We start from the raw sequence: 18,439 nt of genomic DNA, 5'->3' as shown, positions 1-18,439 counted from the left end.
TGGACGTGAGCCCTCCATGCAGGTCCCGTCGCGCGGTTCTCGCCGCGGTCGGCACGGGGATAACCGCACTCTCGGGCTGTACGGCCGTCGGCGACCCGATCGACGCCGTCGAGAACCGAACCGGTCCGCACAGGTATCGGGCTGACGCCCCGATAGCCGACGGCTTCGCGGGACCCTGGCCGACGCTCGGCCGCGACGCCCGACGATCCGGCCACCGTCCGGACGGCGCGAACGTCTCCAAGACGACGCCGGTGCTGCCGGTGGCGTCGGCGGACGCGATCTTCGAGTCGACGCCGGTTGTCGCGGACGGCGTCGTCCTCGCGTGTTCCGACGGGTACGATCGCTCCGCGGACCGAGAGTGGCGCGCGACCCTCACCGCACGCGACGCCGAAACCGGCGAGCGACGGTGGCGGCTGCGCGGGAGCGCGGGGATCTCTACCCCCACCGTCGCCGGCGACGCCGTCTTCGTGACGGTCGACGACGAGACGCGCGCGGTCGACCTGCGCTCCGGGGACCGATACTGGCGACACCGCGTCGGCCGCGGGCGCGCCGGCGATCGAGGGTGGCCGCATCTACGTCGTTGGCGAGCGCGTCACCGCGCTGTCGGCGACGATCGGTGAGCGCCTTTGGGAGGGCGAAACCGGGTCCGACGTCCCCCGCGGCACGGCCGCCGCGGACGGCGTCGCGTACGCGACGAGCGGCGGAGGCCGCGACGGTTTCGACGGCCTCTACGCGTTCGACGCGGCCGACGGGAGTCTGCTGTGGGAGACTCGAAACGTCGGGGAGAGCCACGCGCCGCCGGTCGTGGGGGACGATCGCGTTTTCGTCGTCCGCGCGGACGGTTCGCTCCACGCCGTGGCGGGGTCGGACGGATCGACCGTCTGGACGCGCGGCCTCGACGGGCGGTCGTGGGAACCGCCGGCGGTCGCCGACGGCGTCGTCTACGTCGCCGGATCGAACGGTCGTCGTCTTCGGGCGCTCGACGCCGAAACCGGCGACGAACGCTGGAGCTACGAGCACGATGTCGGGTACGGTACCGCACCCGCCGTCGCCGGCGACACCGTCTACGAGATCGTCGACGACGGGTCGGGCTACCTGTTCGCGCTAGACGCCGAAACCGGCGAGAAGCGGTGGCGACGCGATCTCGGCGTCGCCCCGAAAACGGGACCGGTGGTCGGTTCGGGGCGGATCTACTACGGAGCCGCGAACGGCGGCGGTTCGTTCGCGTGAACGAGCCCTTCGGTCGTTCCACCCTCGCGGTGACGACCGCTCAGTCGTCGCACCCTCGCGGCGGTCGCCGCTCAGTCGTCGTCCGACTGCATCGGCGCGTCCGTCTCCGCCCGCTCGTCGTCGTCGTCGGCTCGCGTCCGCAGCACGTCCGCCTTTCCGTCGATCGGCCGGTCGGGGTTCGCCCGGTCCGCCTCCTCCGGCATGCCGAGCTGGTAGTCCTCCGCGCCGTCCCGGAGGCTCGTCCGGCCGCGGTGGACCGTCAGGCCGTCGCTCAGGTGCAGTTGCACCGCTTCGAGGAGGGCGTCGGCTTCGAGCGGCTGGCCGCGCTTTTTGATCTCCGCGACGCTCGCGTCGTCGGGGACGTTGAAGACGCGCTGGGTGATCACCGGCCCCTGATCGAGATCAGTCGTCACGTAGTGGGCCGTGACGCCCGCGATCCTGACGCCCTCCTCCTTCGCCTGCCGGTAGGCCGCCGCGCCGGGGAACGCGGGCAGGAGGCTGGGGTGGATGTTGATGATGCGGTCCTCGTAGCGGAACACGACGTTCGGGCCGAGGATGCGCATATAGCGCGCGAGCACGATGAGGTCCACCTCGTACTCGTCGAGGAGTTCGAGCAGGCGATCCTCGTCGGGCGACCCCTTCTCGTCGCCGACGTCGTGGAACGGGACGTCGTAGTGCGCCGCGAGCGGTTCGAGGTAGTCGCGGTTGCCGATCACGACGCCGATGTCCGCGCCGAGGTCGCCGTTGGCCCACGCCTCGAACAGCGCTTCGAGGCAGTGGGACTCCTTGGTGACGAGCACCGCGATCTCCTTTGTCTCTCGGTCGGCGGGGAACCGGACCCGGATGTCGACGCCGAGTTCGTCCGCGAGGTCCGCGAGGGCGTCGCGGAGCGTGTCCTCCGTGCAGACCATCCCCGACGTGTCCGCGTGGAGGGTCATCCGGAAGATCCCCTCGCGGACCGCCTGATCGAGGTCCTCGATGTTGATTCCGCGCTCGAACAGCAGGGTGGTGACCCGGGCGATGAGTCCGGTCTTGTCCCCTCCGATGACCGTGATCTCGGTTAGCTCGCGCGTCATACCGTCACCTCCGGCTGTTCGAAGCCGAACATATCCTTCCCTGCGCCGTGGACGACTAAACGCCTTCCGTTCTCCGCAGGGCTCACCGATCGTTCGTCGTGATTTTCTAGTAGCATGATTCGATCGACGCCCGCCCTCCACGGGAGATGGTACTCGAATCGTCCTTAACTTCGCTGGCGCGTCTCAGCCGGCGAGAGCCGAGGGGCGAACGCTGCGGCGGAAAGTGAAAGGACGAGGGCGGGAGGTGGAGGCCGGAGGCCGGAGGATGAGGACTGCGGGCGGAGACGGGAAAACGAGACCGCGGGCGGCGGACGAGGACGGCCGGCGACCGGTCGACGGCGGCGGAGTGTCCACGAACGTGGTCATCGAGCTCCATCCAAAACCCATATGATGCACGGCCGCGCACTGTCGGTTGATGACTGCCTACACCGCGACGGTGACGGTGCGCCTGAAGCGCGGGGTGCTCGATCCCGAGGCGGAGACGACGAAGCGCGCGCTCGAACGGCTCGGCTTCGAGCTTCGGGGGCTGCGCTCCGCCGACCGCTTCGAGATCGACCTCGACGCGACCGACGCCGACGCCGCGGCCGAGCGCGCCGACGAGATGGCGGAGCGGCTCCTCGCGAACCCGACCATCCACGACTACGAGGTCGAGGTCGCCGACGCGGAATGATCGCCGCACCCACTGTGACGGTCGCTCCGTCTCCGACCGCAACCCTCGGCGATCACCACGAGAGGTGGTCGCTGTGACGGTTGCGGTCGTCCAATTCGGCGGGAGCAACTGCGACCGCGACGCGGTGCGGGCGCTCTCGCACCTCGGGATCGACGCCCGCCGCGTCTGGCACGAGGAGGGCCTCCCGGCGGACGCCTCCGGGATCGTGCTCCCCGGCGGCTTCTCCTACGGCGACTACCTGCGCGCCGGCGCGATGGCCGCGCGCTCGCCGATCCTGGCCGAGGTCCGGGCGGCGGCCGACGAGGGCGTCCCGGTGCTCGGCATCTGCAACGGCGCGCAGATCGGCTGCGAGTCGGGAGTCACGGCGGGCGCGTTCACGACGAACCGCAGCGCGCGCTTCCAGTGCGAACCCGTCCACCTCCGCGTCGAAACCGCCGACACGCCGTGGACCCGCGCCTACGACGAGGGCGAGGTGATCTCTCTCCCCATCGCCCACGGCGAGGGGCGCTTCGAGATCGACGCCGACCGCTACGAACGGCTCGAAGCCGAAGGACGGGTCCTCTTTCGCTACTGCGACGCCGACGGCGCGGTCACGGACGCGGCGAACCCGAACGGCTCGACCGGAAACGTGGCCGGCGTGCTCGGCGAGCGCGACACCGTCGCCGTGTTGATGCCGCACCCCGAGCGCGCGACGCTCCCCCGGCTGGGCGGCACCGACGGACAGGGGATCCTCTCGGGCTTTTTGTCCGCATAATCGCGTTCGCGCGTCTCCTCGACCGCCCGCCGCGCTACAGCGGCACCCACACCGGCGAGTCGGTCGCGATCCACCCCTCCGGATTCTCCTCCTCGCGGATCTCGAACCACCCGTCGTGACAGTACATCGCGGTGAACCGTTCGTGTTCGTTCATGTCGTCTCCGTCGCGGCCGGCGTCGAAGTCGCCGGTCGCTGTCGGACGGCGACGATCCGCGGCGGGATTGTAATGCGTCGCCTACGGCGTCGAAGGGTGCGAAAAACCTCGGCGAGCGGCGGATCAGCGCCGGTTGCGTGCCCCGTCGCCGGCGGCGACGCTCACCGAGCCAGCGGCATCCCGTAGCTCGTCTCCTCGGCCACGACGGCCTCCCACGTCGCCTCGCAGTCGCAGGAGACCTGCTCGAACACCGTCGGATCCTGCCGGAGGTCGAAGTCCTTGATCGCCGTCTGGACGCGGTCGTCGCACTCGCCGCAGTTGTGCGGGCCGCGGTCGGAGCCGTGGCCCACCGGATCCGAGACGACGATGGCGTCGACGTCGGCGGTGTCGCACAGCACCTCGGCGACGGACCAGAGCCACGGCGGGCGGTAGCCCCCGCGGAAGTGCAGTTCGTCGACCATCGTGTACCGCTGGACGTTGCAGGGGTTCATCGACACCGTGTGGGCGTACTCGGCGCAACGGCGGATCGATCGCTTCATGTCCGCTATGGCCTCCGATTCGGAGAGGAAGGGCGGCTTCATCAGCAGGTACGCCTTGATGCCAGCCCCGGCGGCCTCGGCCTCCTCGCTCGCGGCGACGAAGTCCGCGAAGTCGAAGTACTTGTTCACGCAGTCGCGCCGGACGCGGTCGGTCGCGGTTTCGAGGCCGATCGCCACGTCGGTTTCGAGGCCGACGCCGGTGAAGTCCGCAAGCTTCTCGCGGGTGACGAAGTCGGGGAGGGACTCGACGACGATGCGGTCGCGATCGGCGAACGTCTCGGCGACGGCCCGCCGCGTCTCCGCGGGCACCTCGCGCTCGTCGAGGAACGACCCGGAGGTGTAGATCTTGATCAGCCCGGACCGCTCGTCGGCGTTCTCCGCCTCGTGGTCGAGACAGACCTCGATCTGGTCCGCGAGCGCCTCGTGGCTGACGCTGCCGCCTTCGACGGATTCTGCGACGTAGCCGCACATCGTACAGCCGCCGGCGCGGGCCCACCGACACCCGCCGGTGTTGAGGATGATCGTGAGGGACTGGTACACCCCGTCGGGCGTGTTGTCCTCGTCGAGCCAGACGCGCGTCGGCTCGTGGGGATCGTAGTGTTTCTCCTTTCGGGCGCGGATCTCGCGCATCACCTCGTTGTGCGCGTCCATCCCGCGCCCCCGCTCGTACGCCTCGGGGCTCGGCTCGCTCATTGGAGGGACATATCGGGGCGGCGGGTAAAGCGCCTTCGTCTGCGGGGCGGCGACGCGCCGCGAGTGGGCGCGCGGTCCCGGCGGAACCCTACCGTCTGGCGAGCAGTTCGACCTTGGTAAGCGAGACGGCGACGAGTACCATCGACACCGCGACGAGGAGGAAGACGACGCTTATGACGTTCACCTCGGGCGTGACGTTGTAGCGGATCTGGTCCCAGATGTAGACGGGCAGCGTGGACTGGCCCGACCCCTTCACGAAGTAGGTGAAGACGAACTCGTTGAAGGAGATGGTGAAGGCGAGCAGCCCGCCGGCCAGGATGCCGGGGAAGACGTTCGGGAGGGTGACCTGCACGAACGTCTGGAGTTCGTCCGCGCCGAGGTCCTTCGAGGCCTCTTCGAGCCGCCGGTCGAAGGTGAGGAAGGTAGGAATGATGACGAGCGCGGCGAACGGGATGGTCCGGACGACGTGCGCGATGACGGTCGGCCAGTAGCCGGATCCGAGGCCGACGGTGCCGAAAAAGAGCACCAGCGCGACGCCGGTGACCACCAGCGGGACGACGATCGGCAGCGTGGCGAGAAGCTGCAACAGGCCCTTGCCGGGGAAGTCGAACCGGTCCACCGCGTAGGCGATGAGCGTCGCGAGCGCGACGGTCACGGCCGTCGCGACGGTGCTGATCTGGAGCGTCAGCACGATGGCCCGCCGCGCCGTCTCGTTCGCGAGGAACACGCCGTACCATTCGAGGGTCAGCTCCTCGGGGGGGAACGAGAGGACGCCGCCCTTCGCGAACGACATGAGGACCAACACGCCGATCGGGAGCCAGAGGAACGCGAACACCGCGATCATGACGAGCCGCGACAGCTGCGCCCCGCGGCGCTGGACGAACCGCTCGACCGGTCTGAGCGCGGCGTCGACGGCTCTCACCGCTCATCACCCCGCGCGAACATGGTGCCGCCGCTCCGCGCGCCGACGATTAGCAGCGCCACGACGACGGCCGAGATGACGATGCCGATCGCCGCGCCGAACGGCCAGTTGAACGCGGACTTGAACTGGTTCTCGATGACCATGCCGATCATGATGTTGTCCGTCCCGCCGAGCAGCCGCGGCGTGATGAACGACCCGAACGTGGGGATGAACACGAGGATGATCCCCGTGACGACGCCGTTCGCCGTCGTCGGCAGCGTGACCGTGAAGAAGGCCTTGATCGGCCCCGCGCCGAGATCCTTCGCGGCCTCGATGAGATCCGGGTCCATGTTCGAGAGGGAGGCGTAGAACGGCAAGACGGCCAGCGGGAGCCACAAGTAGACGAAGCCGATGAGCACGGCGTCTTGCGTGTACAGCAGCCCGACGGGTTCGTCGACGAGGTTCAAGAGCGTGAGCGTCGAGTCGAGCACGCCCTCGTTCTGGAGAATGTTGATCCACGCGTACATCCGGATGATGTAGCTCGTCCAGAAGGGGAGGATGACGAGCAGGAGCAACAGCGTCGTCCGCCGGGAGAACCGGACGATGCTGTACGCGAGCGCGTACCCGACGACGGTCACCACCGCGGTCGTCTTGACGGTGATGAGGAGCGTCTGCCAGAGGACGGAACGGTAGGTCTCCGACGCGAGGAACTCGGCGTAGTTGTCGAGCGTGAACGGGCCGTCGATGTTGCCGAGCCGAAAGGAGATGACGAGCATCGTCAACACCGGAAGCGCGAAGAGCAGAAGCAACACCGCGTAGGGCGGGCCGGCGACGGCCAGCGGTCGGAGCCACGGATGCCGCCGGAAGAAGGCGACGAGCGCTCGCAACCGCCGCTTCGTCTCCGTCGATCGGTCCGCCGTCGCCGCGGCGTCCGCCATCAGGCCTCCTCCGGGCCCGGTTCGCTCGGCGAGGATTCGGAGGAGCGAGCGTCGACCGACGCGTCGGCCTCCGCGTCCGCCGTCTCCGACGCCGGGAACAGGTGCGCGTCCGCCGGGTCCCACGTGACCGCGACCTCGTCGCCGACCGCGAACTCCCGTCCGCGAACGTCCACCGTGAGGAGACCCCACTCCGTCTCGACGGTGTACACCACGTCGCTCCCCTGGTAGCTTCGCGTGCGGACGGTGCCCGTCGCCGCGACGGGTTCCGCGCCCGACGCGGCGTCGAGCAGGCGGATCCGGTGCGGCCGGACGCAGAGCGAGACCCGGTCGCCGGACCGCCACCGACGGTCCGCCCGGGACGACTCCGCCGCCGACTCCCCGTTCGTCCGCGCGGGCACCGTCGTGGTCGCGGTTCCGACGTCGAGCGTCACGCCGCCGTCTGCGCGCTCGACGACCGTCGCGGGGATCGCGTTGACGTCGCCGATGAAGTCCGCGACGAACGCCGTCGCCGGCTCCTCGTACAGTTCCTCGACGGGGCCGACCTGTTCGACGCGGCCGTCGTTGAGGACGACGAGGCGGTCCGAGACCGACAGCGCGACCTCCTGATCGTGGGTGACGTACAGGAAGGTGATGCCCGTCTCCGCCTGGATGCGCTGGAGTTCGCCCTGCATGTGCTGGCGCAGTTTACGGTCGAGCGAGGAGAGCGGCTCGTCGAAGAGGACAAGGGCCGGCTCGTTCACCAGCGCCCGGGCGAGCGCGACGCGCTGCTGTTCGCCGCCCGAGAGTTCGTCCGGGTCGCGGTCGCCGTACCCTTCGAGGTGAACCATCTCCAGCATCGCCTCGGTCCGCGCCGCCCGCTCCGCCTTCGCGACGCCCGACTGTTTCAGCCCGTACCCGATGTTCTCCGCGACCGTGAGGTGCGGAAACAGCGCCAGGTTCTGAAACACCATGTTCAGGTCGCGCTCGAAGGGGGGGACGCCGACGAGGTCGGTGCCGTCGAGCGTCATCGCGCCCTCGGTCGGGGTTTCGAAGCCCGCCACCATTCGGAGGATCGTCGACTTGCCCGAGCCGCTCGGCCCGAGAATCGAGACGAATTCCCCGTCCTCCACGTCGAAGGAGGCGTCGTCGACGGCGGTCAGCGTGCCGAACCGTTTGGTGAGACCGCGTACGGATAGCAGCGACATCGGCGGTTAGGCGGCTTTGACCGCGGTCCAGATCTCGTCGTACGTCGAGCGGACCTCGTCGGAGAGCGTCGCCGAGAAGACCAGGTTCCAGCTGTCCGGCCACTCCGTGAACTCGCGGTCCTCCTCGGAGAGTTCGTCGCTTATGTCCACGGCGGGCATGTACCCCATGGTGTCGAACAGCTTCGTCGCGTGCTCCTTCTCCGACGCCCAGTTCGTAAACTGGAGACTCGTGATCGGGTTCGGTGCCCCTTTCGGGATGACGAACAGGTCGCTCGTGAACATCGCGCCCTCGTCGGGCGCGGTGTAGTGAACCGGCGCGCCCTCGTCGAACCGGGCCGTGTAGGTCCGCCCCATGGTGAGCGGCCCCGCGACGACCTCCTCGTTGACGAAGAGGCTCATCCCCTGCTGGTAGTCGCCCCAGTAGGTCCGAAGCAGCGGTTTCTGCTGTTTGAGCACCTCCTCGATCTCGTCGAAGTCGCCGGGATCGATGGGGTCCTGGCCGGTGTACAGCGCCGCGATCTGACACGAGACCGTGCTGTTGTCCCACATCACGATCTTGTCCCTGTTCGCCTCGTCCCAGAGGACGTCCCACGAGCGCGGCTCCTCGTCGAAGTACTCCTCGTTGTACGTGAGCGGGTACAGCACCAGCGCCTCGGGAACGGCGTAGACCTTCCCGTCCTTCTGGTACGAGCTGACGTCCTTGACCCGATCGGTGATGTTCTCCCAGGCCGGCATGATGTCCACGGGCAGTTCGTGGAGGAAGTCGTTCTCCACGGAGCGTTCGACCCAGTCCGTGGTCGCGGCGATGTTGTCGATCTCCGTGTCCTCCGCCTGCAACTTCGAGTACCACTGATCCGGCGAGGAGTAGCCGCTGTTCGTGACGGAGACGTCGAACTCGTCGCCGAACTCCGTCTTGGCGTACTCCGCCCAGTCGTCGTACCAGTTCCAGAGATTAAGAGAGCCTTCGAGATCCTCCGGCGGCCACTCCGTGACGTCCATCGGAGCCCGAGAGTCGCCGTCTCCGCCGCCCCCGAGACACCCGGCCGCGCCGACGAGTCCGCCGGCGCTGGCGCCGGCGGCGGCCCGCAGCACGTCCCGTCGGTTGAATGCGTTATCGTGTGACACGGCACCACTTTTTCCTACCCGGATATATATCTTCGCGATACTATAGGCGAGGATACAGTAGCATCGATCGGGAGGGTTCGCCGGATCGGCGGCGCGGCGGTATTTTTATACGACGGTGCGCGGAACGGGAGGCAGAGATCCGAGACAGATGACGTTCAGGGACACCTACGGGGACGAGTTGCGGGCGTTCGTCGAATCGTTCTTGCGGTTCGACACGTCCGGTCGCAACGAGCGACCGGCGCAGGAGTGGTTCGCCGACCGGCTGGAGGGGATGGGGTTCGAGACGTTCGTCTGGACGGGCGACCCCGAGCGGCTCGCCGCCCACCCGTCCTTTCCGGACGATCTCGCGGACGAGCACGTGCTCGACAGACCCAGCGTCGGCGGCGTGCTCGAATTCGGCGAGACCGCGGAGCGCCCTCCCGCCGAGCGGTCCGACGGATCCGACGGACGCCCCGGCAGAACGCTCGTGTTGAACGGTCACGTCGACGTCGTCCCGGTCGACCGCGACTCGTGGACGAGCGACCCGTTCGAGCCGACGTGGGACGGGGACGAACTCACCGCCCGCGGCGCGGCGGACATGAAGTGCGGCACCGCGGTTTCCGTCTTCGCCGCGCGCTACGCGGCGGACCTCGCCGAGGAGGAGGGCCTCGACGGCAGAATCGTCGTCGAGAGCGTCGCCGGCGAGGAGGACGGGGGGATCGGCGCGGCCGCGGCGGCGATGGACAACCCGTACCCCTTCGAGCGCGACGCGGCGGTCGTCACCGAGCCGACCGAACTCCGGCCGGTGATCGCGACCGAAGGGAGCGTGATGAAGCGCCTCAGGCTCGCCGGCCGCTCGGCCCACGCGGCGCGAACCTGGCGCGGGGAATCCGTGCTGCCGCACTTCGAGCGCATCCGGGCCGCGTTCGCGGAACTCGAAGCGGAGCGGGCGGAGCGCGTGACGCACCCGCTGTACGAGCGCTTCGACAACCCGTGGCCGATCAATTTCGGTACCGTGGAGGCGGGGTCGTGGGCGTCGAGCGTCCCGGCGTCGCTCGTCGCCGAGCTTCGGCTCGGGGTCGCGCCGGGGGAGACGGTCGAGAGCGTGGAGGCGGAGTTCGAGGAGGCGCTCGGCCGCGTCGTCGCCGACAGCGAGTGGCTCTCGGCGCACCCGCCCTCGTTCGATCGGTTTTCGGTGCAGTTCGAGGCGGCGGAGACGGACGCCGACGAGCCGATCGTCGCGACGCTTCGGGAGGCGATGGACGCGCACGGGCTGTCGAGCACGGAACCCAGGGGCGAGACGTACGGGGCAGACTCGCGCCACTACGTCGAGGCGGGCATCCCGACGGTGGTATTCGGACCGGGGTCGGTCGATCAGGCGCACTTCCCGGACGAGACGATCGACTGGGAGGAGGTGCTCGTCGCCGGCGACGTCCTCGCGGGAACCGCCCGCCGGTTCCTGAGAGCCGGGTGAGTCCGTCCGTCGCCGGATGACGACCTTTTTTACCCGTTGACGCGGACGGTCCCCCATGCGTCGCCGCGTCATCCTCGCCGCCGTGACGGCCGGTCTCGCCGGCTGTTCGACGCGGCTGTTCGACGATCCGTCGGCCGACGGGTCGACCCCCGGAACGGCCGACGCGTCCACGGACGCGCCGGGAGCGGTCGCGCTTCCGTATCGCTCGGACGATCCCGACGACAACCTCGACCGACCGCGGGGCATCGAGGTCCAGAACGCGACCGACCGCGACCAGTACGCGACCGTCGCCGTCGAGACCGAGGACGGGCGGACGGTCCTCTACGAGAACGAGAGCGTCGAGGCGCACGGGGCGACGAGCTACGCCGACCTCGCCGCGAAGATCAGCGTGTACCCGACCGTCTTCGAGACGGAGGAGGGCGCGCGGACCGCCTTCGACTGGGTCGTCGGGCCGACCGCCTCGAAGCTGTTCGTCGGCATCACCGACGACCGCATCTACACGGAGCAACACGTCCTCTGCGACCCCGCGGCCCGGCCGATCCGGGCGTCGGGCGAGGCCGTCGACCTCCCGTTCGAGGGGGAGGGCGGAAAGGAGGCGGGAGACGGCGGGAGCGGAGGCGAAGCGGACGGCGGGGAACGAAGGGACGGTGCCGACCGGACCGACGGCCCCCTCGACGCCGACTCCGCGTTCGGCTACGTGGACGAGACGCAGCGGTACACGACCGCGGGCGTCGTGCTCCAGAACCCGTCGGAGGAGCGGCGAAACGTCCGCGTCGCGGCGGCCGACGGCGGACGAACGCTCGTCGACTACCGGTACGAAGTGCCGGCGGGCGTCGGCCTCTCCGTTCCGATCGCGCGCACGGAGGCGACGCTCGATCTGACCGTGGACTGCGACGGCGAGCGCACGTACGAGTGGCACGTTCCCGAAGAGCGCGTCCTCGACTTCGACGCGACCGCGGCCGCGGAACCGCGCTGTCGGGCGACCGCGGGAACCGGACGGTTCCGGCTCGATCGGATCGCGAACGAGGACGAGCGCGGACACCGCCTGTCGCTTTCGGTCGACGCGGACGGCGAGCGGGCGCTCGACGAGTCGTTCGAGGTCGGGCCGCGCGAGGAGGCGTTTCCGACCGCGTCCGTCGGCCGCGCGGGTCGGTACCGCGTCGTCGCCGAACTCGATGCCGGCGAGCGCGTCACCGGCGACTGGTCGATCTGTACGCCGCCGTCGCCGCTCTCGGTCCGCATCGCGCCGAACGGCGCGCTCGTCCTCGGGTCGGGGACCGCGAGGGTCGCGTCCAGGACGCCAGACGCGCCGACCACCGCGACGTGGTCGTCGCCCGGTAACGAGACGTCGGACGCGCCGAACGCGTCGAGCGCGTCGAATTCCACGTCCGACGGGTCCGACCCGACGACGGCGACGGAGACCGCGTCGAGCGAGTGACCGCGTCGGTCGATCACGCGCTCAGCCGGTTCCCGCCGATCGGGGGCGATCGTTCTCTCGGGGAGAACGATCGGAAACGGGAGACGTGGCGTCGACGTAACCGGAAGACGTTACACGGTCGAGACAACGCCTAACAAGCTGCGGCGCCAATACAACTATCGACAATTATAATGACAGATCTCGGCGGCTTCCAGGACCACGTGGCGCGGGTCGACCTCTCGGAGGGCGACGTCCGCTACGAGGGCATCGACCGCGACGACGCGACAAAGTACATCGGCGCGCGCGGGCTCGGCGTCAAGTACGTCTTCGAGCAGGGCCCCGACGTCGACCCGATGGGTCCCGACAACCTCTTGGCGTTCATGAACGGCCCGCTCACCGGCACTCAGACGGTGATGAGCGGCCGCATCGCCGTCTGCACCAAGTCACCCCTCACGGGGACCGTCACCGATTCGCACCACGGCGGGTGGAGCGGCGCGCGGCTCAAGTGGGCCGGCTTCGACGGCCTCCTCTTCACCGGCAAAGCGGAAAAGCCGGTGTACGCGCTCGTCGAGGATGGCGAGGTCGAACTCCGCGACGCCTCCCACCTGTGGGGGGAGGGCGTCCACGACACGATCGAGCAACTCGGCGAGGAGGTCGACGGCTCGGTCGGCAAGAACCTCAGCGTGATGGCGATCGGCCAGGGCGGCGAAAATCAGGTGCGCTACGCGTGCATCATGAACGAGGACGACCGCGCGTCCGGACGCGGGGGAACCGGCTGCGTGATGGGCTCGAAGAACCTCAAGGCGGTCGTCGTCAAGTCCGGGACGCGGATGCCCAAACCCAAAGAGCCCGAGACGTTCCAGACGGGCTACCAGCAGGCGATGCAACTCATCCGCGAGTCCGACGTCACCGCGCCCAACGAGGGCGGACTCTCGGTGTACGGTACGAACGTCCTCATGAACATCACCGAGGAGATGGACGGGCTGCCGACTCGCAACGGGAAGTACACGAGCACCCACAGCTACCGCGACGACGGCGGCCCCGACATCGACGCGGAGGAGGTCTCCGGCGAGAACGTCCGCGAGAACATCCTCGTCGGCGAGCCGACGTGTCACTCCTGCCCGGTCGCCTGCAAGAAGGAGGTCGAGGTGTCGGCGATGCACAAGGGCGAGGAGATGAACGTCAAGATGGAGTCCTACGAGTACGAGTCGGCGTTCGCGCTCGGCCCCAACTCGGGGCACACCGACCGCGACAAGATCGCGGTCATGATCGACCGGTGCAACGACTACGGAATGGACACCATCGAGACGGGCAACATGATCGCGATGGCGATGGAGATGACCGAGGAGGGCAAGTTCGACGACCTCGACGAGGGGATCGACTGGGGCGACGCCGAGGAGATGATCGACCTCATCGGTCGCATCGCGGAGCGCGACGGCGACCTCGCGGACGCGCTGGCGAACGGCTCGAAGATCCTCGCCGAGGAGTTCGACGCGCACGAGAACTCCCTGGGCGTCAAGGGCCAGAGCATCCCGGCGTACGACCCGCGGTGCATGAAGGGGATGGGGATCGCGTACGCGACGTCGAACCGGGGGGCGTGCCACCTGCGCGGGTACACTCCCGCCGCGGAGATCCTCGGTATCCCCGAGAAGGTCGACCCCTACGAGTGGGAGGGCAAGGGCGAGCTGACCGCGACGTTCCAGGACCTGCACGCGATCTCGGACTCGTTCGACATCTGCAAGTTCAACGCGTTCGCCGAGGGCATCGAGGAGTACGTCCTGCAGTACAACGGGATGACGGGCCTCGACGTGAGCGAGGACGAACTGATGAAAGCGGGCGAGCGCGTCTACAACCTCGAACGCTACTACAACAACCTCGCGGGCTTCGACGGTGCCGACGACTCGCTCCCCGGCCGGTTCGTCGAGGGCGACGAGGCGATCCCGGGACAGGGCGCATCCGAGGGCGAACTGTGCGAACTCGAGGAGATGAAAGAGGAGTACTACGAACACCGCGGGTGGATCGACGGCGTCGTCCCCGACGAGAAGCTCGAGGAGCTCGAGATCGACATCGGGCCCGGCACGGGCGTCAGCGCGAGCGGCGACAGCCCCGCGCCGGCGGACGACTGAGCGGTCATCACCGCGAAGGTGGGACGACTGACCGCCGTTCGGTCGTCGCGCCCGGCGATTTTTCGAACGTCGCCCCGACGAGCGGGCGCACCGTTATCCTCTCGGCCCCCGTTCGATGGAGTATGAACTCGCGCGCAGCCGAAGCGTCCTCGGAGAGCGTCGACCGTCCGTCGAAGTCGCCGGCGGAGATCGCGCGGATCTACGACGAGGAGGCGTCGCTCGTCGAGCGACTCGGTCCGATCGACCGGTTCCTGACGGGGAGATACCGGCGGCTCACCTTCTCGCGCGCGTCCGGCCGCGTGCTCGACGTGGCGTGCGGAACCGGGGCGAACTTCCCGTATCTGCCGGCGGACGTCGAACTGACCGGGGTCGACCTCAGCGAGGAGATGCTCGCGGCCGCGTCGCGGCGGGCGGCGAAGCTCGACCTCGACGCCGACCTCCGGGTGATGGACGCGTCGGATCTCGATTTCCCGGACGACAGCTTCGACGCGGTGATCTCCTCGCTTTCGACCTGCACGTTCCCCGATCCGGGGGCGGTGCTGCGCGAGATGGCGCGCGTCTGCGAGCCCGACGGGAGGATCCTCCTGCTCGAACACGGGCGAAGCAGCGCGGGACCCGTCGCGCGATTTCAGGACTGGCGCGCCGAGGCGCACTTCGAGCGGATGGGCTGTCGGTGGAATCAGGAACCGACCGCAGTTGTGCGAGAGGCGGGGCTTGCGGTTCGTCGAGTCCGGCGGGGCGCGCTCGGAATCCTCACGGCGATGGAAGTGGATCCGGCGGGGGAAGGCGAGCCCTCGGGCTGAACCTACCCCGTCCCGATCACGACCGCCTCCCGTATCTCCAGCGCCGTCTCGAACTCCTCGCGGCGGTTCTCGTACTTCCCGATCCGGAGCAGCTGCGCCCCGTGGGTCCGCTCGACCGCGTCCGACTCCCGGCGCTCGAACCCCAGTTCGTCGCCAACCGACTTCCAGTGGCCCGGCTCGACGAGGAAGGCGCAGTAGTCGTCCGTCTCGTTAACCATCTCGTACCGCCTGCAGTAGTCGTCGAGCAGCGGCGCGAGGTACGCCTGCGTGCGGTCGAGCAGGCCGGGGAGCGCCTGCGGCGCGACGCTCGCCTTCGCCGCCGTGAGCAGGATGACCTGCCCGTCGATCGGCGAGTCGTGTTCGCCGCCGCCGGCGGCCTCGGCTTCGACGTCGGGCGATCCGGCGTCGTCGGTCGCGTCCGCACCGCCCGGCTGTGCGCCGTCGCCGAACTCGTCGTCCCGGTCGGGGTCGTCCGACATCAGCCGCCCGCCCGCATCGCCTTCTGCGAGAACCGCTCGACGAGCGGGTCCAGCGTCTCGGCGTCCCCCTCGAACGCGATCGTCACCTCGGTCAGATCGAGCGACGGTCCGACGCCGACCGTCTCGCTCGAAAGGGTGGCCCGCCAGCCGTCGCCGACGACCTCGTCGGCGGTCTCGTCGTCCGCTTCCGCTTCGGGCGCTTCGTCGTCTGCGCCCGTCTCGTCGTTCGCTTCTTCGCCGCCGAGGTTCGTCAGGTAGTGGACGGCGAGCCGCTGGGAGATGCCCCGGAAGGACTTCTCGCGGCGGGCGACGTCCGCGTCGGCGCCGTCGGGATCCGCATCGACACGATCGGCCTCGGCGTCGACCCCGGCCGTCCCGGAATCGTCGGCGGACGACTCGTCCGGCATTCAGCCCCCCGCGACCGGCGGGAAGACGCTCAGCGTGTCGCCGTCCCCCACGTCCGTCTCGATTCCGTCGATGTGGAGCACCTCACGGCCGTTTTTGAGCACGTTGATCTGCGGCTTCAGGTCGCCATTCGCCAGCAAGTTCCCCTCCAGCCCGTCGAACTCGCCTTCGAGCGCGGCCAGCACCTCGCCGACGGTCGCGCCGTCCTCGTACTCCCGTTCGATGGTCTTCGAACCGACCGCCTCGCGGAAGGTGGCGAAGAACCGGAGCGTGAGCTTCATACCCGCGAATGGGGTCGCACCGGTTAAAAATCTGCGCGCGCCGTCTCGCCGGTCACCGCTTGCCGAACCTGATGCCGTCTTCGACCAGTCGGGCGTTCCGTTCGCGGTCGAGGTGCTCGGCGAGCCACTCGACCTCGTAGAGCTGCATGATGAGGTCCGCCTGAAGGTTGCGCCACGCGATGGCGTAGATGGGCGATTGTCCCCACGCGCGGAGTTCGGGGACGAACTCGTCGTACCGTTCGAGGTGGTCGTTCAGTCGTTCTATCACGTCGACGACGTGGCCGGCCGCGTCGCCCTCGTCATCGGCCTCCTCGATCGCGCGGTTGATCCGCCCTTCGACGCCCTGAACGGCGCGCTTCATGTCCTGTGCTGCCGCCTCGCTCCCCTCCGGGAGCGATTCGAGGATCGGCTTCGGAACGCCGAGCGAGATCGTGTCCATGCGACGAGATGGGGCGGCGGACACAAAAGCGTACTCCGCGCCGGAGAGCTCCTACTCCGCGCCGAGAAACCCGCGTAACGCCCGCGCGCAGTCGCGACAGAGGAGTACCTTCAGGTCGCCCTGCGCGTCCATGACGTCGACCGCCGCGTACACGTCGCGCGCGGGGTGAAATCGCGCGCCGCAGCGACGACAGGCGTGGCTTCTCACGGCCGATCGTTCGGGGGCAACGAGCAAAACGCTGGCGTCCGGGCGGTGCGCCCCGGCGAGGGCAGGGGGCGCGGGGACGATCGACGGCGCGACGTCCCCGGTCGGCGAAAACCCTTAGGCGCCGCCGCGGAAGGTGGCGGTATGCACCGCGGGATCCAGCTGTACTCGCTCCGATCGCTCGACGAACCGGTTCCGGACCTCATCGGCCGGGTGGGGGAGACGTCGTTCGAGGGCCTCGAATTCGCGGGCCTCGGCGGCGCGTCGCCCGATTCCGTGGTCGACGCGCTGTCGTCGAACGAGTTGGCCGTCGCCGGCGCTCACGTCCCGATCGAGGAGCTCGAATCGGACGTCGACGGGACGATAGAACGGTACCGGGCGGTCGGGTGCGAGCGGTTGGTGGTCCCGTACCTCCCCGACGAGGCGTTCGAGAGCGACGCGGCGGTCGCGCGGACGGCCGACCGGCTCTCCGAGCTCGCGGATCGACTCGCGTCGCGCGGCGTGGCGTGTTGCTATCACAACCACGACCACGAGTTCGTCGAGATCGAGGGAGAAGGAGGAGCCGTCGAAAGCGCCTTCGAGCGCCTGCTCGCCGACGCCGACGATCGGGTGGAAATCGAACTCGACGCCGGGTGGGCGAACGCCGCCGGCTACGATCCGGTCGATCTACTCGACCGGTTCGGCGACCGGATACCGATCGTCCACCTCAAGGACGTCGCGACCGAGACGCGGACGCCGGTCGAACTCGGCGACGGCGACCTCGACCTCGCGGACTGCGTCGCGGCTGCTCGGCGCGCCGATGTGGACTGGCTCGTCTACGAACACGACGACCCGGCCGACGCGGTCGCGTCGCTCGAACGCGGCGCGTCGACGCTGTCGGAACTGACCGAATAACGAGGTCGACGCTGTCAATCGGTCGAATAACGAGACGGCGGCCGGGTCGACGGCGTCGATCCGACCGCGTGTGGCCGCGCGTTCAGTACGTCGCGGGAGTCGGCCCGGAGTCGCGCTCCGGGTCGTCGTCTCGGTCGCTCCCGCCGTCGGTCACGGAGCGCGTCGCGACGCGCCACGGTCGGTCGGGGTGCGGCCCGGTCGGCGCCCGATCGCCCGCCGGACCGCCCTGCGGGGTCGAGGGTGCGGCTTCGACGCGCCGCCAGTCGGCCGACATGGGCCGGATCTCAGGCCGCGCGCTCATCTCCCTCGCGAGGGACGCGAGCGTCATCGGGGCGTCCGGTCCCTCCTCCTGCGCGGTTCGGTTGATGTTCCGCATGCAACCGAACAGCGTCCGAATCGCCGCCTCGCGGGTCGGGACGTAGCCGAGCGACCGGACGCTGCTCGCCTCGCCCGCCGATTCGCGGCACCGAAGCTCCCAGCCGTGGCCCGGGACGCGCTTTGCTCCGACGGTGATCCGCCACCGCTCCGGGCGGAACGTGACTTCGTCCCGTCCGAACCGTCCGCACGTCCACCCGGATGGCGGCACGACGTCGTTCGTCAGCGGCTCCATGAGCGTACTCCCCCGTTCGCGCGTGATACAGCCGAACGCCCGTCGGCGCGGTTCCTCGATCGAC

At 69.2% G+C, this 18,439-nt stretch carries 21 protein-coding genes; 9 read left to right on the top strand and 12 right to left on the bottom strand.

The genetic code is table 11. The features are described from left to right. Positions 1-5: 5 nt before the first annotated feature. Positions 6-620, top strand: a complete 615-nt coding sequence (locus C3L37_RS01695; protein ID WP_164974635.1) for an outer membrane protein assembly factor BamB family protein — start codon at positions 6-8, stop codon at positions 618-620. Next, the gene (locus C3L37_RS24680) at positions 556-1,230 is read left to right on the top strand and encodes an outer membrane protein assembly factor BamB family protein (RefSeq protein ID WP_129112882.1); all 675 of its coding nucleotides are present in this window, start codon (positions 556-558) and stop codon (positions 1,228-1,230) included. Before C3L37_RS01695 ends, C3L37_RS24680 begins: the two co-directional genes overlap by 65 nt. Before the next feature lie 71 nt (positions 1,231-1,301). On the opposite strand, the gene C3L37_RS01685 is transcribed toward C3L37_RS24680, so the two are convergent. After that, positions 1,302-2,306 (bottom strand): formyltetrahydrofolate deformylase, encoded by a 1,005-nt coding sequence (locus C3L37_RS01685; protein WP_129112881.1) that lies wholly within the window; start codon positions 2,304-2,306, stop codon positions 1,302-1,304. 415 nt (positions 2,307-2,721) lie between these two features. Here C3L37_RS01685 and purS point away from each other — a divergent pair, with 415 nt between their 5' ends. Further along, a complete protein-coding gene (purS, locus tag C3L37_RS01680) occupies positions 2,722-2,976 on the top strand; it encodes a phosphoribosylformylglycinamidine synthase subunit PurS (protein WP_129112880.1) in 255 nt (84 codons plus the stop codon). A gap of 73 nt (positions 2,977-3,049) precedes the next feature. Then, positions 3,050-3,730 carry a phosphoribosylformylglycinamidine synthase I gene (gene purQ, locus C3L37_RS01675; RefSeq protein WP_129112879.1) on the top strand — a complete coding sequence of 227 codons (681 nt, stop codon included), beginning with the start codon at positions 3,050-3,052 and terminating at the stop codon, positions 3,728-3,730. Positions 3,731-4,045: 315 nt separating this feature from the next. Here the strand turns inward: purQ and C3L37_RS01670 are convergent, their stop codons facing one another. From C3L37_RS01670 to C3L37_RS01650, 5 genes are all read right to left on the bottom strand, one after another. Beyond that, positions 4,046-5,116: an archaeosine biosynthesis radical SAM protein RaSEA gene (locus C3L37_RS01670; protein WP_129112878.1), complete on the bottom strand. Its 1,071-nt coding sequence runs from the start codon at positions 5,114-5,116 to the stop codon at positions 4,046-4,048. 88 nt (positions 5,117-5,204) lie between these two features. Then, on the bottom strand, positions 5,205-6,038 hold the full coding sequence (locus tag C3L37_RS01665; RefSeq protein WP_228546078.1) for an ABC transporter permease: 834 nt from the start codon (positions 6,036-6,038) through the stop codon (positions 5,205-5,207). Continuing rightward, on the bottom strand, positions 6,035-6,955 hold the full coding sequence (locus C3L37_RS01660) for an ABC transporter permease (RefSeq protein ID WP_129112877.1): 921 nt from the start codon (positions 6,953-6,955) through the stop codon (positions 6,035-6,037). The genes C3L37_RS01665 and C3L37_RS01660 overlap by 4 nt, the downstream gene beginning before the upstream one ends. After that, positions 6,955-8,139 (bottom strand): ABC transporter ATP-binding protein, encoded by a 1,185-nt coding sequence (locus C3L37_RS01655; protein ID WP_129112876.1) that lies wholly within the window; start codon positions 8,137-8,139, stop codon positions 6,955-6,957. The genes C3L37_RS01660 and C3L37_RS01655 overlap by 1 nt, the downstream gene beginning before the upstream one ends. A 6-nt stretch (positions 8,140-8,145) precedes the next feature. Beyond that, the gene (locus C3L37_RS01650) at positions 8,146-9,264 is read right to left on the bottom strand and encodes an ABC transporter substrate-binding protein (protein ID WP_129112875.1); all 1,119 of its coding nucleotides are present in this window, start codon (positions 9,262-9,264) and stop codon (positions 8,146-8,148) included. Between the two features lie 148 nt (positions 9,265-9,412). Between C3L37_RS01650 and C3L37_RS01645 the strand changes: the two genes are divergently transcribed. The 4 genes from C3L37_RS01645 to C3L37_RS01630 all read left to right on the top strand — a co-directional run bounded on the left by C3L37_RS01645 (position 9,413) and on the right by C3L37_RS01630 (position 15,063). Continuing rightward, the gene (locus C3L37_RS01645) at positions 9,413-10,717 is read left to right on the top strand and encodes a M20/M25/M40 family metallo-hydrolase (RefSeq protein WP_129112874.1); all 1,305 of its coding nucleotides are present in this window, start codon (positions 9,413-9,415) and stop codon (positions 10,715-10,717) included. Positions 10,718-10,772: 55 nt separating this feature from the next. Further along, positions 10,773-12,155 (top strand): hypothetical protein, encoded by a 1,383-nt coding sequence (locus C3L37_RS01640; RefSeq protein ID WP_129112873.1) that lies wholly within the window; start codon positions 10,773-10,775, stop codon positions 12,153-12,155. A gap of 170 nt (positions 12,156-12,325) precedes the next feature. Continuing rightward, entirely contained in the window at positions 12,326-14,260 is a 1,935-nt protein-coding gene (locus tag C3L37_RS01635; protein WP_129112872.1) for an aldehyde ferredoxin oxidoreductase family protein, read from the top strand. Positions 14,261-14,382: 122 nt separating this feature from the next. Next, positions 14,383-15,063 (top strand): class I SAM-dependent methyltransferase, encoded by a 681-nt coding sequence (locus C3L37_RS01630; protein ID WP_129112871.1) that lies wholly within the window; start codon positions 14,383-14,385, stop codon positions 15,061-15,063. 2 nt (positions 15,064-15,065) lie between these two features. Here C3L37_RS01630 and C3L37_RS01625 read toward each other — a convergent pair whose 3' ends face one another. The 5 genes from C3L37_RS01625 to C3L37_RS24080 all read right to left on the bottom strand — a co-directional run bounded on the left by C3L37_RS01625 (position 15,066) and on the right by C3L37_RS24080 (position 16,874). Beyond that, positions 15,066-15,542: a hypothetical protein gene (locus tag C3L37_RS01625; protein WP_228546077.1), complete on the bottom strand. Its 477-nt coding sequence runs from the start codon at positions 15,540-15,542 to the stop codon at positions 15,066-15,068. Beyond that, a complete protein-coding gene (locus tag C3L37_RS01620) occupies positions 15,542-15,823 on the bottom strand; it encodes a hypothetical protein (RefSeq protein ID WP_129113385.1) in 282 nt (93 codons plus the stop codon). Before C3L37_RS01620 ends, C3L37_RS01625 begins: the two co-directional genes overlap by 1 nt. 126 nt (positions 15,824-15,949) lie before the next feature. Next, positions 15,950-16,228 carry a ubiquitin-like small modifier protein 1 gene (locus C3L37_RS01615; protein ID WP_129112870.1) on the bottom strand — a complete coding sequence of 93 codons (279 nt, stop codon included), beginning with the start codon at positions 16,226-16,228 and terminating at the stop codon, positions 15,950-15,952. A 52-nt stretch (positions 16,229-16,280) separates the two neighbouring features. Next, positions 16,281-16,667, bottom strand: coding sequence for a hypothetical protein (locus tag C3L37_RS01610; protein WP_129112869.1), 387 nt, complete (start codon positions 16,665-16,667; stop codon positions 16,281-16,283). Positions 16,668-16,718: 51 nt separating this feature from the next. Beyond that, on the bottom strand, positions 16,719-16,874 hold the full coding sequence (locus C3L37_RS24080) for a hypothetical protein (protein WP_164974633.1): 156 nt from the start codon (positions 16,872-16,874) through the stop codon (positions 16,719-16,721). Between the two features lie 141 nt (positions 16,875-17,015). On the opposite strand from C3L37_RS24080, the gene C3L37_RS01605 reads away from it, so the two are divergent. Further along, positions 17,016-17,765 carry a sugar phosphate isomerase/epimerase family protein gene (locus C3L37_RS01605; protein ID WP_129112868.1) on the top strand — a complete coding sequence of 250 codons (750 nt, stop codon included), beginning with the start codon at positions 17,016-17,018 and terminating at the stop codon, positions 17,763-17,765. Positions 17,766-17,847: 82 nt separating this feature from the next. On the opposite strand, the gene C3L37_RS01600 is transcribed toward C3L37_RS01605, so the two are convergent. Then, positions 17,848-18,375 carry a hypothetical protein gene (locus C3L37_RS01600; protein ID WP_129112867.1) on the bottom strand — a complete coding sequence of 176 codons (528 nt, stop codon included), beginning with the start codon at positions 18,373-18,375 and terminating at the stop codon, positions 17,848-17,850. Between the last annotated feature and the right edge of the window lie 64 nt (positions 18,376-18,439).

This window comes from Halegenticoccus tardaugens, from assembly GCF_004116405.1.
GTDB classification, from domain to species: domain Archaea; phylum Halobacteriota; class Halobacteria; order Halobacteriales; family Haloferacaceae; genus Halegenticoccus; species Halegenticoccus tardaugens.
The sequence above is the reverse complement of the archived record's forward strand: the minus strand, read 5'-3'. Positions and strand labels throughout refer to the sequence as shown.

Coding starts and splice junctions, on each gene's coding strand:
- C3L37_RS01685 (WP_129112881.1), bottom strand. CDS start 2,306: ATGACGCGCGAGCTAACCGAGATCACGGTCATCGGAGGGGACAAGACC.
- purS (WP_129112880.1), top strand. CDS start 2,722: ATGACTGCCTACACCGCGACGGTGACGGTGCGCCTGAAGCGCGGGGTG.
- C3L37_RS01670 (WP_129112878.1), bottom strand. CDS start 5,116: ATGAGCGAGCCGAGCCCCGAGGCGTACGAGCGGGGGCGCGGGATGGAC.
- C3L37_RS01660 (WP_129112877.1), bottom strand. CDS start 6,955: ATGGCGGACGCCGCGGCGACGGCGGACCGATCGACGGAGACGAAGCGG.
- C3L37_RS01655 (WP_129112876.1), bottom strand. CDS start 8,139: ATGTCGCTGCTATCCGTACGCGGTCTCACCAAACGGTTCGGCACGCTG.
- C3L37_RS01645 (WP_129112874.1), top strand. CDS start 9,413: ATGACGTTCAGGGACACCTACGGGGACGAGTTGCGGGCGTTCGTCGAA.
- C3L37_RS01640 (WP_129112873.1), top strand. CDS start 10,773: ATGCGTCGCCGCGTCATCCTCGCCGCCGTGACGGCCGGTCTCGCCGGC.
- C3L37_RS01635 (WP_129112872.1), top strand. CDS start 12,326: ATGACAGATCTCGGCGGCTTCCAGGACCACGTGGCGCGGGTCGACCTC.
- C3L37_RS01630 (WP_129112871.1), top strand. CDS start 14,383: ATGAACTCGCGCGCAGCCGAAGCGTCCTCGGAGAGCGTCGACCGTCCG.
- C3L37_RS01625 (WP_228546077.1), bottom strand. CDS start 15,542: ATGTCGGACGACCCCGACCGGGACGACGAGTTCGGCGACGGCGCACAG.
- C3L37_RS01615 (WP_129112870.1), bottom strand. CDS start 16,228: ATGAAGCTCACGCTCCGGTTCTTCGCCACCTTCCGCGAGGCGGTCGGT.
- C3L37_RS01610 (WP_129112869.1), bottom strand. CDS start 16,667: ATGGACACGATCTCGCTCGGCGTTCCGAAGCCGATCCTCGAATCGCTC.
- C3L37_RS01605 (WP_129112868.1), top strand. CDS start 17,016: ATGCACCGCGGGATCCAGCTGTACTCGCTCCGATCGCTCGACGAACCG.
- C3L37_RS01600 (WP_129112867.1), bottom strand. CDS start 18,375: ATGGAGCCGCTGACGAACGACGTCGTGCCGCCATCCGGGTGGACGTGC.